This window comes from Agrobacterium sp. 719_389 (assembly GCF_900188475.1).
GTDB classification, from domain to species: Bacteria; Pseudomonadota; Alphaproteobacteria; order Rhizobiales; family Rhizobiaceae; genus Agrobacterium; species Agrobacterium radiobacter.
In genome coordinates, this window is sequence record NZ_FYEM01000006.1 from 183,432 (window position 1) to 197,614 (window position 14,183).

General features: G+C 58.9%; 17 protein-coding genes. 11 read left to right on the forward strand and 6 right to left on the reverse strand.

Translation table 11 applies throughout. The features are described 5' to 3' along the window. Positions 1–24 precede the first annotated feature (24 nt). Positions 25–396 carry a hypothetical protein gene (locus tag CFB10_RS24040; protein ID WP_170940901.1) on the reverse strand — a complete coding sequence of 124 codons (372 nt, stop codon included), beginning with the start codon at positions 394–396 and terminating at the stop codon, positions 25–27. On the opposite strand from CFB10_RS24040, the gene CFB10_RS13175 reads away from it, so the two are divergent. The 4 genes from CFB10_RS13175 to CFB10_RS13195 all read left to right on the forward strand — a co-directional run bounded on the left by CFB10_RS13175 (position 299) and on the right by CFB10_RS13195 (position 4,292). Then, the gene (locus CFB10_RS13175; protein ID WP_004430127.1) at positions 299–1,252 is read left to right on the forward strand and encodes a choline ABC transporter substrate-binding protein; all 954 of its coding nucleotides are present in this window, start codon (positions 299–301) and stop codon (positions 1,250–1,252) included. The two genes, CFB10_RS24040 and CFB10_RS13175, sit on opposite strands and share 98 nt — an antisense overlap. A gap of 285 nt (positions 1,253–1,537) precedes the next feature. Beyond that, positions 1,538–2,389 carry a choline ABC transporter permease subunit gene (choW, locus tag CFB10_RS13180; protein WP_026363877.1) on the forward strand — a complete coding sequence of 284 codons (852 nt, stop codon included), beginning with the start codon at positions 1,538–1,540 and terminating at the stop codon, positions 2,387–2,389. Further along, positions 2,386–3,432 (forward strand): choline ABC transporter ATP-binding protein, encoded by a 1,047-nt coding sequence (gene choV, locus CFB10_RS13185; RefSeq protein ID WP_020011407.1) that lies wholly within the window; start codon positions 2,386–2,388, stop codon positions 3,430–3,432. Before choW ends, choV begins: the two co-directional genes overlap by 4 nt. A gap of 539 nt (positions 3,433–3,971) precedes the next feature. Then, a complete protein-coding gene (locus CFB10_RS13195) occupies positions 3,972–4,292 on the forward strand; it encodes a helix-turn-helix transcriptional regulator (protein WP_003524068.1) in 321 nt (106 codons plus the stop codon). Positions 4,293–4,422: 130 nt separating this feature from the next. Here the strand turns inward: CFB10_RS13195 and CFB10_RS13200 are convergent, their stop codons facing one another. Then, a complete protein-coding gene (locus CFB10_RS13200) occupies positions 4,423–5,598 on the reverse strand; it encodes a DUF3095 domain-containing protein (RefSeq protein ID WP_020011406.1) in 1,176 nt (391 codons plus the stop codon). Between the two features lie 284 nt (positions 5,599–5,882). On the opposite strand from CFB10_RS13200, the gene CFB10_RS13205 reads away from it, so the two are divergent. From CFB10_RS13205 to queF, 4 genes are all read left to right on the forward strand, one after another. After that, the gene (locus CFB10_RS13205; RefSeq protein ID WP_020011405.1) at positions 5,883–6,989 is read left to right on the forward strand and encodes a branched-chain amino acid ABC transporter substrate-binding protein; all 1,107 of its coding nucleotides are present in this window, start codon (positions 5,883–5,885) and stop codon (positions 6,987–6,989) included. A 69-nt stretch (positions 6,990–7,058) separates the two neighbouring features. Further along, a complete protein-coding gene (locus tag CFB10_RS13210) occupies positions 7,059–7,460 on the forward strand; it encodes a glyoxalase superfamily protein (protein ID WP_020011404.1) in 402 nt (133 codons plus the stop codon). A 155-nt stretch (positions 7,461–7,615) separates the two neighbouring features. Further along, positions 7,616–8,518 carry a cation diffusion facilitator family transporter gene (locus tag CFB10_RS13215; protein WP_026363876.1) on the forward strand — a complete coding sequence of 301 codons (903 nt, stop codon included), beginning with the start codon at positions 7,616–7,618 and terminating at the stop codon, positions 8,516–8,518. Positions 8,519–8,535: 17 nt separating this feature from the next. Further along, positions 8,536–9,000 (forward strand): preQ(1) synthase, encoded by a 465-nt coding sequence (gene queF / locus CFB10_RS13220; RefSeq protein ID WP_004430149.1) that lies wholly within the window; start codon positions 8,536–8,538, stop codon positions 8,998–9,000. A gap of 25 nt (positions 9,001–9,025) precedes the next feature. Here queF and CFB10_RS13225 read toward each other — a convergent pair whose 3' ends face one another. Further along, positions 9,026–9,772, reverse strand: coding sequence for a DUF2076 domain-containing protein (locus CFB10_RS13225; protein WP_020011402.1), 747 nt, complete (start codon positions 9,770–9,772; stop codon positions 9,026–9,028). 100 nt (positions 9,773–9,872) lie between these two features. Next, entirely contained in the window at positions 9,873–10,463 is a 591-nt protein-coding gene (locus CFB10_RS13230) for a HupE/UreJ family protein (RefSeq protein ID WP_020011401.1), read from the reverse strand. Between the two features lie 235 nt (positions 10,464–10,698). Between CFB10_RS13230 and CFB10_RS13235 the strand changes: the two genes are divergently transcribed. Beyond that, on the forward strand, positions 10,699–11,280 hold the full coding sequence (locus tag CFB10_RS13235; protein ID WP_003523060.1) for an ATP-dependent Clp protease proteolytic subunit: 582 nt from the start codon (positions 10,699–10,701) through the stop codon (positions 11,278–11,280). 70 nt (positions 11,281–11,350) lie between these two features. Here the strand turns inward: CFB10_RS13235 and CFB10_RS13240 are convergent, their stop codons facing one another. Next, positions 11,351–11,608 (reverse strand): pentapeptide MXKDX repeat protein, encoded by a 258-nt coding sequence (locus CFB10_RS13240; protein ID WP_020011400.1) that lies wholly within the window; start codon positions 11,606–11,608, stop codon positions 11,351–11,353. 185 nt (positions 11,609–11,793) lie between these two features. On the opposite strand from CFB10_RS13240, the gene CFB10_RS13245 reads away from it, so the two are divergent. Together CFB10_RS13245 and CFB10_RS13250 are read left to right on the forward strand one after the other, a co-directional pair. Then, the gene (locus tag CFB10_RS13245; RefSeq protein WP_141097726.1) at positions 11,794–12,342 is read left to right on the forward strand and encodes a sigma-70 family RNA polymerase sigma factor; all 549 of its coding nucleotides are present in this window, start codon (positions 11,794–11,796) and stop codon (positions 12,340–12,342) included. After that, complete coding sequence (locus CFB10_RS13250) at positions 12,339–12,983, forward strand: NrsF family protein (protein WP_020011398.1); 645 nt, start codon at positions 12,339–12,341, stop codon at positions 12,981–12,983. The genes CFB10_RS13245 and CFB10_RS13250 overlap by 4 nt, the downstream gene beginning before the upstream one ends. Before the next feature lie 71 nt (positions 12,984–13,054). On the opposite strand, the gene CFB10_RS13255 is transcribed toward CFB10_RS13250, so the two are convergent. Then, a complete protein-coding gene (locus tag CFB10_RS13255; RefSeq protein WP_020011397.1) occupies positions 13,055–14,137 on the reverse strand; it encodes an esterase-like activity of phytase family protein in 1,083 nt (360 codons plus the stop codon). Between the last annotated feature and the right edge of the window lie 46 nt (positions 14,138–14,183).

Here is a 14,183-nt window from a genome sequence, read left to right on the forward strand (position 1 = left end):
CCGCGTTTGAATGCTCCAACCTCTTCAATCGGCACGCCGTGCCTCACAAACCGCTCCCGGTTTTCCAGCCGGTGCTGCATCCTGCGTCTTTTGACGAGGAAGAGGCGGATTGAAAAGTATGGCCGTGGGAAAAACACAGATTTCTACGGCCTGCCCTTTTTCGACACTGCACCGCTGAATACCCACATTTTTACCATTTTGTCGCAAACGGTGGGCCAAAGCACGCAAATGCACGCGAGTTGATTGTGTCCGGCAGATATTGATAATGGCAAGGGAACGAAAAAACAGGGAGCAAACAATGTTTGCAAATAGAAGTCGCTGTCTGGTCTTGGCCGCAGCAATCTCCTCCATGACGTTCAGCGCGGCCAGCGCCGCCGAACCGGCAAGTTGCGGCACGGTGCGGTTTTCCGATGTCGGCTGGACCGACATCACCGCCACGACGGCGACCGCCACCGTCCTTCTGAAAAGCCTTGGCTATGAGACCGACGTCAAGCTTCTCTCCGTCCCCGTTACCTATACATCCCTCAAAAACAAGGACATCGATGTCTTCCTCGGCAACTGGATGCCGACCATGGAAGGCGATATCGCGCCTTATCGCGAAGACAAATCCGTCGAGACGCTGCGGGAAAACCTGACCGGCGCCAAATACACGCTGGCGACCAACGCCAAGGGCGCCGAACTCGGCATCAAGGATTTCAAGGATATCGCCGCCCACAGCGCTGATCTCGGCGGCAAGATCTATGGCATCGAACCCGGCAATGACGGCAACCGCCTGATTCTCGATATGGTGGCCAAGGACAGTTTCGGACTGAAATCTTTCGAGGTGGTCGAATCGTCCGAACAGGGCATGCTTTCCCAGGTGGCGCGCGCGGAAAAATCCGGCGAACCGATCGTCTTCCTCGGCTGGGAACCGCATCCGATGAATGCGAATTTCAAGCTGACCTATCTGACCGGCGGCGACGAGGTCTTCGGCCCCAACCTCGGCGGCGCGACGATCCATACCAATGTCCGCAAGGGTTATGTCGAGGAATGCCCAAATGTCGGCGCTTTCCTCAAGAACCTGCAATTTTCCCTGCCCATGGAAAACGAGATCATGGGCAAGATCCTGAATGACGGCCTTGAGGGCGAGGCGGCTGCAACCGCCTGGCTGAAGGCCAATCCGGCGGCGATCGAACCATGGCTCGCCAACGTCAAGACCAAGGACGGCAGCGCCGATGCCCTGCCCACCGTAAAGAAGGCTCTCGGCCTTTAAGCCGCAAGACTATGCATGACTGCATCCGGCCTGCATGGCAGGCCGGATCAGCGGGAAATAACGATGCCCATGCATGACCTTGCCTGTGAATTTTCAGACATTGAAGGTCATGCGCCAGCACCGCGTCCGGCAGTTTTATTGCCGGCCGTCATTTCTGCATTGGAGCAATTCCGGTAAAACGGGATGGCGATGCTCCATTCCTTTGTTGTCTGCGCAATTCCGGACGCAAAACCGCTACGCATTTTTGCTGGAATTGTTTTAATTCACGAAAGGTCTTTTCTTACCGTGGAATGGCTCAGCGCTCCTGAAAACCGCCTGCCCGTCGGCCGATATGCCAAGGAGGCCATTGACTGGCTGACCGGCAATCTCGCTTTTTTCTTCGATTGGCTTTCCTTCATTTTCCAAAGCGTCATCAACGCCCTGCTTTATGTGCTGCAGGCGCCGCATCCGCTGGTCATCGTCGTGATCTTGACGGCGCTTTCGGCCTGGACGCGCCGCTCCGTCGGCATGCCCATCTTTGCCGCGCTCGGGCTGCTGCTCATCATCAATCTCGGCTACTGGAAAGCGACGACGGAAACGCTGGCGCTGGTCATCGCCGCCAGCGCCGTGTGCATGATCATCGGCATACCGCTCGGCATATTGGCGGCCCGCCGCAAATGGATCTATGCCGGTATGCGCCCGGCGCTGGATCTGATGCAGACCATCCCCACTTTCGTCTATCTCATTCCGGCGCTGGTGCTGTTCGGTCTCGGCATGGTTCCGGGCCTCATCGCCACCGTCATCTTCGCCATTCCGGCACCCGTGCGGCTTACCCGCCTCGGCATCGTCTCGACGCCGCCGGCGCTGGTGGAGGCGGCCGTCGCCTTTGGTGCAACGCCGTCGCAGGTGCTGCGCAAGGTGGAGCTCCCCTTCGCCGCACCGCAGATCATGGCTGGCCTCACCCAGACTATCATGCTGTCACTGTCGATGGTGGTCATTTCCGCCCTCGTGGGCGCGAATGGTCTTGGGGTGCCTGTCGTGCGCGCCCTGAACACCGTCAATATCGCCATGGGCTTCGAAGCGGGACTGTGCATCGTCATACTGGCGATCGTTCTCGACCGGCTTTTCCGCCTTCCCGGCGCGGAGGATGATCTATGAGTGACGCCATCATCTTCGGAAATGTCGATATCGTTTTCGGCGACCGGCCCGATGCGGCGCTGCCGCTGATCGACAAGGGCAGCACGCGGGACGAGATCAATACCGAAACCGGGCTGGTTCTCGGCGTCGCCAATGCCTCGCTCTCGGTCAGTGAAGGCGAGATACTTGTGCTCATGGGGCTTTCCGGTTCCGGCAAGTCGACCCTGCTCAGGGCCGTCAATGGGCTTGCGCCTGTGGTGCGCGGCAATGTCGGCGTGAAGACCAAGTCCGGCTATGTCGATCCCTATCGCTGCCCGGCGAAATCGCTGCGCGATCTGCGCATGCACACGGTTTCCATGGTCTTCCAGCAATTCGGTCTTCTGCCCTGGCGCAATGTGGCCGACAATGTCGGCTTCGGGCTTGAGCTTTCCGGCGTGCCGGAAGCCGAGCGCAAGCGCATGGTGGCCGAGCAGCTGGAACTGGTGAACCTGTCCGCCTGGGCCGACCGCAAGGTGGGAGAGCTTTCCGGCGGCATGCAGCAGCGTGTGGGGCTGGCCAGAGCCTTTGCCACCGGCGCGCCGATCCTGTTGATGGACGAGCCGTTCTCGGCGCTCGACCCCCTTATCAGAAGCCGCCTGCAGGACGAGCTTCTGGAATTCCAGAGCCGGCTGAAGAAGACTATCCTCTTCGTCAGTCACGATCTGGACGAGGCCTTCCGCATCGGCAACCGTATCGCCATGATGGAAGGCGGACGCATCATCCAGTGCGGAACGCCGCAGCAGATCGTCAAGCAGCCGGCCACGTCCTATGTCGCGGATTTCGTGCAGAACATGAACCCGATTTCCATGCTGACTGCTGCCGATGTGATGAAGCGGGGCGTGGATGAACGCAACGGCCAGATGAACGTCGCCGCCACCGCCCGTCCATCATCGCCGCTGATCGATATTCTCGACGCGCTGTCAAAACATTCCGGAGCGATCGGCGTCGTCGACAATGGTGCTATAATAGGCACGATTTCCGCAGATGAAGTCGTGGCCGGGCTGACGCGTCACCGCAAAAAGTAGTGATTCGCCGGTCTGAAAAAGAAAGGGCCTTCATGGAAGGCCCTTTTTCTGTTTCTACAAGATCTTTGCATCGCAAGTTATACCTTCCCACGGTAGCAAAGAATATTTTTGATATCACAAGTTATGCATGAAAATAATTACTAATAAAAATCATATTGCAAACTTAGAGAAAATTGCGCAAAGTTAATCTAGATTCTTTAGCTCGCTGCTAAATTTAAGGTGGTAGTAGATTGTCACCCCAAAATCCGGCATCGGGCGTTAAGATTGAAGCGCTCAACTTTTGATCGTTTATTGCTTATAAATACTGCTGCTAATACATATGTTTATCATTAAACTGCCAAAAAACAGGCAAAAAGCTGATAATTTTGTCACAATATCTTAAGTAAATAACCGATGAAGAATAGTCTTTGAAAGGGACACGATATAAGCAAGATTTAGGTATATACAACGTATCAACTGAATTATAAAAACACCTTTTGGAACACCTATAATAGCCACCATGACCGTCTTTTTCGACTGTCATCAGGAGACTTGAGCGTATGGATAACCAATCTCTGTCGGAACATAGCATCGCCGCTGCAGACTTGCTCTCAGCCATGGCGAATCCCAAGCGCCTGATGATCTTGTGCACGCTGGTGGATACGGAAGTGCCGGTTGGTGTCCTCGCCTCACAGGTTGGTCTCAGCCAGTCCGCTCTCTCGCAGCATCTTTCGAAATTGCGTGCCCAGCGACTGGTCAAGACACGACGCGATGCGCAGACCATCTACTATTCCAGCAACTCCGAATCCGTGAAGAAAATCCTCGCCTCCCTCGAGGAAATTTACTGCCAGGCGCAGAAGAGCAGCAAGACCGCAGCCTGATCCCACGGCCCTGTTAAGGCCCGGCAGCACAACTCAATTGAAACCGGCGCATGACGCCGGTTTTTCTTTTCGGCGGCTTTTGCGGCAGTGCCTCCGGCACGGGAATTGAGGGCGGGTATCGGCGTGGTATTCAGCCCGGCGCAGCAGTGTGTATCTGCTGCTTGAGACGGGTCGCCGCAGCCGCATATCCGCCGTCCGCACCATCCACGAAATGCATGTGGTCTCTCGAAAGTGGTGACGGCACGATGCAGGTCATCAATGCGGCATCCTGTTCGTGCAGGCCGTAATAGCAGCTGCCAGAGAGGCGACCCGTTTCCAGCCTTGCGTGGATTTTCTCGAGCCGTGCGGCGTCGATATCCACCGTCATCTTCAGGCCGTCATCGAATTTTCTGAAATCGGTATTGCTCGCGACCGAACGCCGGTAACGCGCCGCATTGAACCGCCCGAGAGACAGCTTTGTCAGGCCGAGAAGATTGACGAGCAGGGACTCGCCGAGAATGCGCAGCGAACGGCGTGTCTTGCCCCAGAGATCGTGATGGGCAGCACCTGCCCGGGCTTCGAGGCCGAGACCCTCACCCACGAAACCAAGTTTAGGCCCATCCTCCGGCACGGGGTGGCCGTGTCGCGCATCCTGCTCGGCCAGATCAACGAGATCGACGACCAGCTGGCGAAACGCTGGCATGTCCCGCGACGGCCCAGGCACGGCAATGATCGACACCACCTTGCCGTGGGTGGCGGGGATGGGGTTCCAGCGACAGGAAAGTCCCGTCAGGTCCGGGCGCTCGCCCGCTTCGGCTGCGGGCAGGGCATATTGCCCCTCCTTCATTCGCGCCTCCGCCCAGCTGTTACCGCCGCCCGAAAACATGGCGTAGGAAACATCCTCGCTTGCCTGAAAGCGGGCGACGCGAATATCGAAACCGTTGCTGCGGATATCTTCGACGGGGACCAGCGCCACGCGCATGGCAAGATCGAGGTCATCCTTCACCCAGCGCTGCACATTCGAAAGTGCTGTGCGCGCCACAGGCAGCCCGTGGGGGGGCACGGCAACGGCTGCGCCATCGCCGCCGAAAACGAAGGGCAGGTCGTGACGTCCGAGACTGTTTGAAACGCTTGAAATGACCGCCGCACCAGCCATGTTGACGGCCTTGTATCGGCCAGTACCGATCGCCGCGGTCGAATCAACGATATCGGCGATGGCCAGCCCCCATCCCGGCGGCAGGGCGCGATAAAGCGCGGGGTCGGCCACGTCTTCAAAATGCCGGAAGACGGGCAGGCCCGCCAGAAATTCTTCATCTGCTGCGATCATGGCGTATTATCCTCCAGCGGCGACCAAACGCCAAGCGTTTAAGGAAGGTCGATTTGTCCGTTCAGACAGCGCAATCACGGCCGATCCGGTGAATGATTTACCGCTAATAGACCTAATCCAGCAAAGGTGACTTGCATAAATCATCAAACCTTCCGTATGAGTTGAGTGGAAGGCTCGGAATTCAAAAATGGAACGAGTTTTCGCCGGGAGGCGTCCGATAGTTTCATTCGGTCGGCGCCCATGGCGCTCACCGGGTCCGCGACCCCCTTTAAGGAGACACCAGGATGAAACTGAAGACATTGACCAGCGTGACGCTCGCAGCGTCCTTCGCATTCGCACCCCTTGCTCATGCCGAAATCGTCATCGGCCTGATTGCGCCGCTCACCGGTCCTGTTGCCGCCTATGGCGACCAGGTCAAGAACGGCGCCCAGACGGCAGTCAGTGAAATCAACAAAAAGGGCGGCATCCTCGGCGAACAGGTCGTGCTGAAGCTCGCTGATGATGGCGGCGAGCCCAAGCAGGGCGTTTCCGCTGCCAACCAGCTGGTTGCAGAAGGCATCCACTTCGTCGTCGGTCCGGTGACCTCGGGTGTCGCCATTCCGGCATCGGATGTCTTTGCCGAAAACGGCGTGCTGATGGTGACGCCGACGGCGACCGCACCGGGCCTGACCAACCGCGGCCTTGCCAACGTCTTCCGCACCTGCGGTCGTGACGACCAGCAGGCCGAGGTTGCGGCGAAATATGTTCTTTCCAACCTCAAGGACAAGAAGATCGCCATCATTCACGACAAGGGCGCTTACGGCAAAGGTCTGGCGGACTCCTTCAAGGCGACGCTGAATGCCGGTGGCGTGACCGAAGTTCTCTATGATGCGCTGACACCAGGCGAAAAAGATCTCGGCGCGCTGACGGCCCGTCTGAAGTCCGACAATGTCGACATCGTCTATTTCGGCGGTTACCACCCGGAAGCAGGTCTTCTGGTGCGCCAGCTGAAGGATATCGGCTCCAAGGCTGCCGTTATCGGCGGTGACGGCCTGTCGAACAGCGAGTTCTGGAACATCGGTTCGCAGGCTGGCGAAGGCACGATCTTCACCAACGCTTCCGACGCGCTGAAGAACGACGACTCCAAGGCTGCTGCCGAAGCGCTGAAGGCCGCCAACATTCCGGCGGAAGCCTTCACGCTCAACGCTTACGCTGCCGTTGAAGTCCTGAAGGCCGGCATCGAGAAGGCCGGAAGCGCCAAGGATTCCGAAGCGGTCGCCACGGCCCTGAAGAGCGGCGACGCTTTCCCGACGGCAATCGGCAAGGTCACCTATGGCGAAAACGGCGACCTGACGTCGCAGGCCTTCTCGCTGTTCAAGTGGCAGGACGGCAAGATCGTCGCAGCCGAATAAGCTGACTGTACCGGCCGCACTTGTTGCGGCCGGTTTCATTTTATGGGGCCGAAAAGAGGTTGAGGCAGCATGGGTGGTGCCGGGACACAAAACGCTGGAGACATTGGCTTCGAGCGGATATTCCCGATCGTCAGGATATTCGACGAAGCCAAGGCGCGGGAGTTCTATGTCGATTTTCTCGGTTTCGAGGTCGATTGGGAACACCGCTTCGGCGATAATTTCCCGCTTTACATGCAGGTTTCCCGGGCCGGAATGGGTCTTCATCTCAGCGGTCATCACGGTGATGCGACGCCGGGCTCCAACATTTTCGCGACCATGCGCGGCGTTCATGCCTATCAGCAGGAACTGGCGGCGAAGGATTATCGCTTCCTGAAGCCCGGCGTTGAAGAACTGCCCTGGGGCGATGTGATGGAAGTGACCGATCCATTCGGCAACCGCATTCGTTTCTGCGAGCAGAAGAGCGAAGAGTGATGCTTTTGGCGTGAGCGCAAGGCCCTTGACCTTGTTCTCCGTTTGAACGATAGAACGCTCAAATAGCGAACCGCGCGCACGGAGACCCCGTGCGCGCGGTTCGTGCGTTTTGGCAGTCGGTCATGCAATTCGTTCGCATCCGCACGGGGGCAAAAATGAACAGTGAAGGCAATGCGCTGGTAAGGAAGCTCGCATTCTGGAGCATTCCGCTTTCTTTCGGTGTGCTGGGCCTCAAACTTGTGGCCTGGTGGGTCACGGGCTCGGTCGCGCTTTTATCTGACGGTCTGGAATCGACCGTCAATGTGGTCGCGGCCTTCATCGCCTATTTCGTCATTCGCTATGCGCAGAAGCCGGCCGATGATGATCACCAGTTCGGTCACCACAAGGCGGAGTATATTTCCGCCGTCGTGGAGGGTGTGCTGATCGTGGTTGCCGCGCTCCTGATCGTGCAGGAGGCCTGGGGCGCCCTTTTCAATCCGAGGCTGCCGGAAGCGCCGGTTCTCGGTCTGGTCATCAATGCGGCGGCGGGTGCGATCAATGCCGTCTGGGCGACGATCCTCATTCGCGTCGGCAAGAAATATGCCTCACCGGCGCTCGCGGCCGACGGCCATCATATCATGTCTGACGTCGTGACCTCGGCGGGCGTTCTCGTGGGTCTCGTTCTGGCGCTTCTGACGGGTTACGCCATTCTCGATCCGCTGCTCGCCATTCTGGTGGCCATCAACATCCTCTTCCAGGGCTCGAAAGTCATTCTGCATTCACTTGGCGGCTTGATGGACCGGGCGGTGGAGCCGGAAGAGGACGAGGCGATCAAGAAGGCGATTGCGGAAAATTCCGGCGGCGTCATCGGGGTGCATGATCTCAGAACCCGCCGCGCCGGTTCGGCCGCCTTCATCGATTTTCACGTCGTCGTTCCGGCCGTCATGACGGTGCGGGAGGCGCATGATATTTGCGACCGCCTTGAAGATGCCATAAGGGACGTCATACCGGGCGCCAGCCTTGCCATTCACGTCGAGCCGGAAGGCGAAAAGGCGCATGGCGTCAAAGTGATTGTTTAAATAAACAGGAGTTTTCCATGTCCGTGACGGATGTTTCCGGCCTGTCGCAGCTGGGCACGAAGGTCGATACGCCAGAGAGCCCGGAAAAGGCCGTTCTCGAAAAAGTGCCGAACGGCAATGCCGGCACCGATTATGTCGTGCGCTTCACCGCGCCCGAATTCACCTCGCTTTGCCCGATGACCGGCCAGCCGGATTTCGCCCATATCGTCATCGACTATATTCCGGGCGATTTCCTGGTGGAATCGAAGTCTCTGAAGCTGTTTTTGCAGTCCTTCCGCAACCACGGCGCATTCCACGAGGACTGCTCGGTCTATATTGCCAAGCGGCTGGTAGAACTGCTGCAGCCGAAATGGCTGCGCATCGGCGCTTACTGGTATCCGCGCGGCGGCATTCCGATCGATGTGTTCTGGCAGACCGGACCGGCGCCTGAAGGCGTGTGGTTGCCGGATCAGGGCGTTGCCACCTATCGCGGCCGCGGCTGATCCGGCTGTTTATGTGATACAAGGTTCAGGCGAACGAACCGTCGTCGCCTGAATCAACATCCGCATCGTCGGCGCTGTCGTCGTAATCGACCTGCTGGATATCGTCATCGTCGTTATTCTGCGGGCTTGCGCTGTCGCCGTAATAGTTGTTGACGACGGTTTCCTCGACGGGTGCGTTGCCAGCGGCATTGCCGCCGCCGAAGGGCGAACCAAGGCCGAGCGACGACATGTGGCTGCCGAAAATGCCGCTCAGCGAATTGGCCAGCAGCATGCCGCCCGCAACACCGGCAGCGGTGCCGAGCGCGCCTTGCAGAAACCCACCACCTGAACGTCCGCCTGCGGCGGCCTGGCTCCATGGGCCACCGGGCTGCTGCTGATTGGTTGCCGCTCCCCAAGGGCCTGCCGTCTGGCCGGCGGTATCGTTGCGCCATGACGTTTGCGGGGCCGCAGGGGCTGGCGCCGGTGCGGGTGGTTGCGGCTGGCCGGTGCCGAAGATGGAGCTGAGGAAACCGCCCTGCGCCGCCGCCTGAGGGGCGCTATTGCCGCTTTCCAGTGCGTGGATGCGGTCTTCGAGCTGTTTGATATGGGCTGCTGCCGCTTCCAGACCTTTTTCCTGAACGATCACCGCCTGGGCGAGATAATAGGGGGCTGCGGGCTGATCGCGCACGGCGTCTGCGATCAAAGTTTCCGCCTCGCGGTCACGCGGGGTGGCGGATGCGGTTTTGGTCCTGTCGAACAGGGCCTTGAGAAGCTGGCTTTCTTCCGGTGACATATGCTGCCTCCTTACCGTGAAGCGTAAATCCACGATAAGGAGGTAGGCCAGAATTCAGGCTTTTCAAAGCGGTCCAAATTTTAAATTTCGGTAATGATCCTCAGCCGCCAAAGGCAAGCGAGAGACCCGCAATCGCCGTCAGCGCGCCGACGGTGCGGCTTGCGGCCGAGCCGAAACGGGCAATGCCGAGGCCGAGCGCGATGCCGGCCGCATGCAGGATGGCGGTGGCGATCATGAAGCCGACGCCGAATTGAAGCGCGCCGGCGCTGCCGAGTTCACCGCCATGGGCATGGCCGTGGAAAAGCGCGAAAGCGCCGACAACGGCCGCCGCCGCTGCCGTGGGAAGCCTTGCCGCCATCGCAACCAGCAGGCCAAGGCCGATCACGGAGGCGAGAATGGCGGGTTCGACGAAGGGAAGATCGATGCCGTAAACCGCCATCAGGAAGCCTGCGGCCATGGTGCCGACGAAAGCGGCGGGCACGATCCACAGCGCTTTGCGGTCGTTTCGGGCAAAGGCGATCTGCGAGGCCCAGATGCCGACGGCCACCATCGCCAGAATGTGGTCCGCACCGAAGAAGGGGTGGGACACGCCGGCCATGAAGGAACCGTGTTCTTCCGGGTTCAGATGGGCGAAAGCGGGCAGGGTGGTGAGGCCGAGCGCAGCGGCGGCGAGGCTTAGTCTTTTCAGCATGGTTCCCTCTTGAAATTATGGCCGTCCGCAACGGAATCTTGGGCTTTCCGCGGCAGGCGGCGCTGCAATGAGGCATCGACGATATCGCGAAGGCAGACAGGCTGTCCATGCGTCATCTGCCGGGGGTGCTGTTTATTGTTGGCGGGCAAACCTTGCCTTTTTCTCTCATTGCCTTACGTAACAAGTCGCACTATGTCCGAAGGGCATGCACGAATTTTGCTGGAGAGAGCCGTTGATGAACGAAGACGAAGACGACAAGAGCAAGGAACTGCCGATCGGCAAGGAAACGGAAGCGAATCTTTTCAAGTCGCGTTCGATCTTCATCTATGGCGGCATCACGCAGGAACTGGCGCAGAAGGTCTGCACGCAGCTCGTGGCTCTTGCCGCCGCCAGTGACGATGACATTCGCGTTTACGTCAATTCGCCGGGCGGTCATGTCGAATCGGGTGATTCCATCCATGACATGATCAAGTTCATCAAGCCGAAGGTCTACATCATCGGCACGGGCTGGGTCGCCTCCGCCGGTGCGCTGATTTACGTCTCGGTGCCGAAGGAACGTCGCCTCTGCCTGCCGAACACCCGCTTCCTGCTGCACCAACCCTCCGGCGGTACGCGCGGCATGGCGTCCGACATCGAAATCCAGGCGCGCGAAATCATCAAGATGAACCAGCGCCTGATCAAGATCTTCTCCAAGGCCACCGGCCAGAGCGAAGAAAAGATCGCCAAGGACATCGATCGCGACTACTGGCTCGGCGCGGAAGAGGCCAAGGATTACGGCCTCGTCGGCAAGATCGTCGAAAGCCAGTCGGAACTCTGAGTTTTCGATTTTCAGTTGAGAAAGCCCGCATCGGTCAAAACCGGTGCGGGCTTTTTCCGTTCAGGCCGCCTTACTTCATCATGTCGCAGGCCTTCATCATGTCGGCCTTTTTCATCTTGTCCATTTCCATACCGGCCTTGTGCATGCAGTCCTTCTTGCTGGCCATGGACATGCCATCCTTTTTCATCGTCTCCGTCTTCATGGTGCCGCTATGCATGGTATCCTTCTTCATCGTATCGGTTTTCATGCCATCGGCATGGGCGATGCCTGCGAAGGAAAGAGCGGAAAACAGGGAAGCGGCGGCGATGGCGGTAAAAATGCGGGTCATGAAAAGTCTCCTCTGGACGTCGTTGCATGTCCGCCGGCATTGTGCCGGGGCTCACGATTGTCCATTCGGGAGCGACCCGCCGCCTGTTACATCTTCACGCGCTTGTGACGACAAGTTCGGGCGAGCTTTTTTTAAAGCCACCATGTAACAATATCCTGCCGACTGCGAATAACCCGATAGTGACGATGACAGGCAGCCCTTCGGAAGAGACATTAAAAATGCTGATGCTGCGTTCCCTTGATGGGGACGAAGGTGCCTACCGGCATTTGCTTCATGGCCTGCGACGGCTGCTGATTGCCTATTACGGCCGGCGCATGGCGGCCGCCTCCAGAGGCGATGTCGAAGATCTCGTGCAGGAAACCCTGTTGTCGCTTCACGCCAAGCGGGAGACCTATGACCGTGCAAGACCGTTCACGGCATGGTTCTTCTCGATAGCGCGCTACAAGCTCATCGATCACTATCGGGGCAGGGGCGCCCGAATGCTGGCGGAAGTGGAACTCGATGAGACGCTGGAGGCGGAGTCCTCCGTCGATGCGGTCATGGCCCGTATGGATGTGGAGCGGCTGCTCGATGACCTGCCGGAGCGGCAACGCGATCTCATTCGAAGGGTTAAGCTCGAAGGCCAGTCAATTGCCGAAGCGGCGGAAAGATCCGGCCAGACCGAGCTGGCGGCAAGGGTTGGTATTCACAGAACGCTGAAAGTCCTGGCGGCAAAGTTGCGGGGGGACAGGTGAGAAAAACGGAAGACATCATCGAACAACTGGCGGGTGATCTGAAACCCGTACCCGCTTTCGCACTGGAGCGCAGGCTGGCATTCGCGGCCTTGCCCGCGCTCGGGATCTCACTCGTGCTGATGGTCGTCATTCTGGGGCTTCGCGTCGACATGAGCGAGGCCATGACCGAGCCGGGTTTCTGGGTCAAATCCGCCTATAATGCCCTGCTGGCCCTCACTGCATTTTTTGCCGTCATGCGCCTTGCGCGGCCGGAAGGCGAGAGGGGTTGCCTGTTTGTGTGGCTTGCGCTGATTTTTGCCGCCATGGCGCTGATTGCGCTCGTCCAGCTTGGATTTGCCGTGCCCGGCACCTACAGCACCCTCATTCTCGGATCATCGGCGCTGCATTGCCCGTTTCTGATCGTTGCTTTCGCGCTGCCGCTGTTTCTGGCGAATTTCGCGATTCTCAGGCGGTCGGCTCCCGCTGATCCCACGCTTGCGGGTTTTGCCGCCGGTATCGCCGCGGGTGCGGCCGGAGCATGGGTCTATTCGTGGTTCTGCACCGAAAACGGCATGGCCTTCGTGTTGATCTGGTATTCCCTGGGCATTCTGTTGGCCGGTATCATTGGCGCTTTCGCCGGTTCACGTCTGCTCCGCTGGTAAAGCAGTATCCCTCTCGGTTGCCGATGCCGGCCCGGACATTGTCCAGAGCCGGCATTCTGTTGCGGTGGATTTCACTGACCCAGATTGGCGGGAATTGCGAATGCCGCAAACTGGGTGAACTGCTTGCCCATGTTGAAATTGTCGTCGGAGGCGATGACAAAAAGCTGCTTGCCATCCACCACAGGGCCGAAGGCGAAGCTCTCGATATTGTCGATATCGAGGCCGAAATCGCCTTCGTTGATTTCAAACCAGGGTGATTTGGACACGGCGGCCACGGATGCCGGATCGATCTTGTCCTTGCCGAGAATATTGTCGGCGCGGGACATGTCGGCGATGAAGAAGCGGATGTGGTTGCCGACGCCGGAGGCAAAATTGCGCTCTACCGCGACAAAACGGCCATCCGGCAGGGCTGCAATGGCGGAAAGGCCGTTGTCGTTATATTTCGGCTCGGCGGCTGTTGGTGTCTTCGAGATTGCCTCGGTGACATAGACGTGCTCGGCGACCGGCTTCAGCGTCGCCGTGTCGATGACGAGGATACGGGCCGGGCTGCCCGCCTGCGGCGTCGCCTTGGGGCCGTCCTGGATGAGAGCGTTTTCGGTGGCGGCGATCAGCCGGCCGGGCATCAGGGCCAGGCCTTCAAAAGCGAGGTTGTTCTGAACGCCCTTGGTCTTTGCGTCGTTGACGAGATAGGCGTCCGGCAATTCCAGCCGCTTCACATTGCCGCCGTCGATGTCCGAGACGTAAAGCGCCGGCAGGTTCTTCAGGTCGCGTTCGGAGGACCAATAGAGCTTGCCGCCCTTGCGGTCGAGCGCGATGCCTTCCGCATCGATGCTCTTTGGCGCAAAAGCCGCGCCGGTCTCGTCTTTCAGTTCATGGGTCGCGGCGATGTTGAGCGTGGCGGCGCCTTCCGTTACGGCCAGTTCCAGCTCGTAATAGCGGGCCGGACCTTTTTCCACGCGATCATCGGAAATTGCGAAATAACGGCCCGTTTCGCTGTCAAAGGCGAGATCGGAAATGCCGCCGAAGGTAACGCCATTGATGGAGAGGCCCGAGGGAATGACGATCTGGCCAAGGAAGGCCGGCGCAGGCGGGGTCTGGGCAGCGGCGGGAAGAGCCGCGAAACAGCAGGCGGCAATAGTGACGATGCGGAGCATGGCGAGGGTCCCTGTTGTGGCGGATGACCTGTTGTGATGCGGGCAG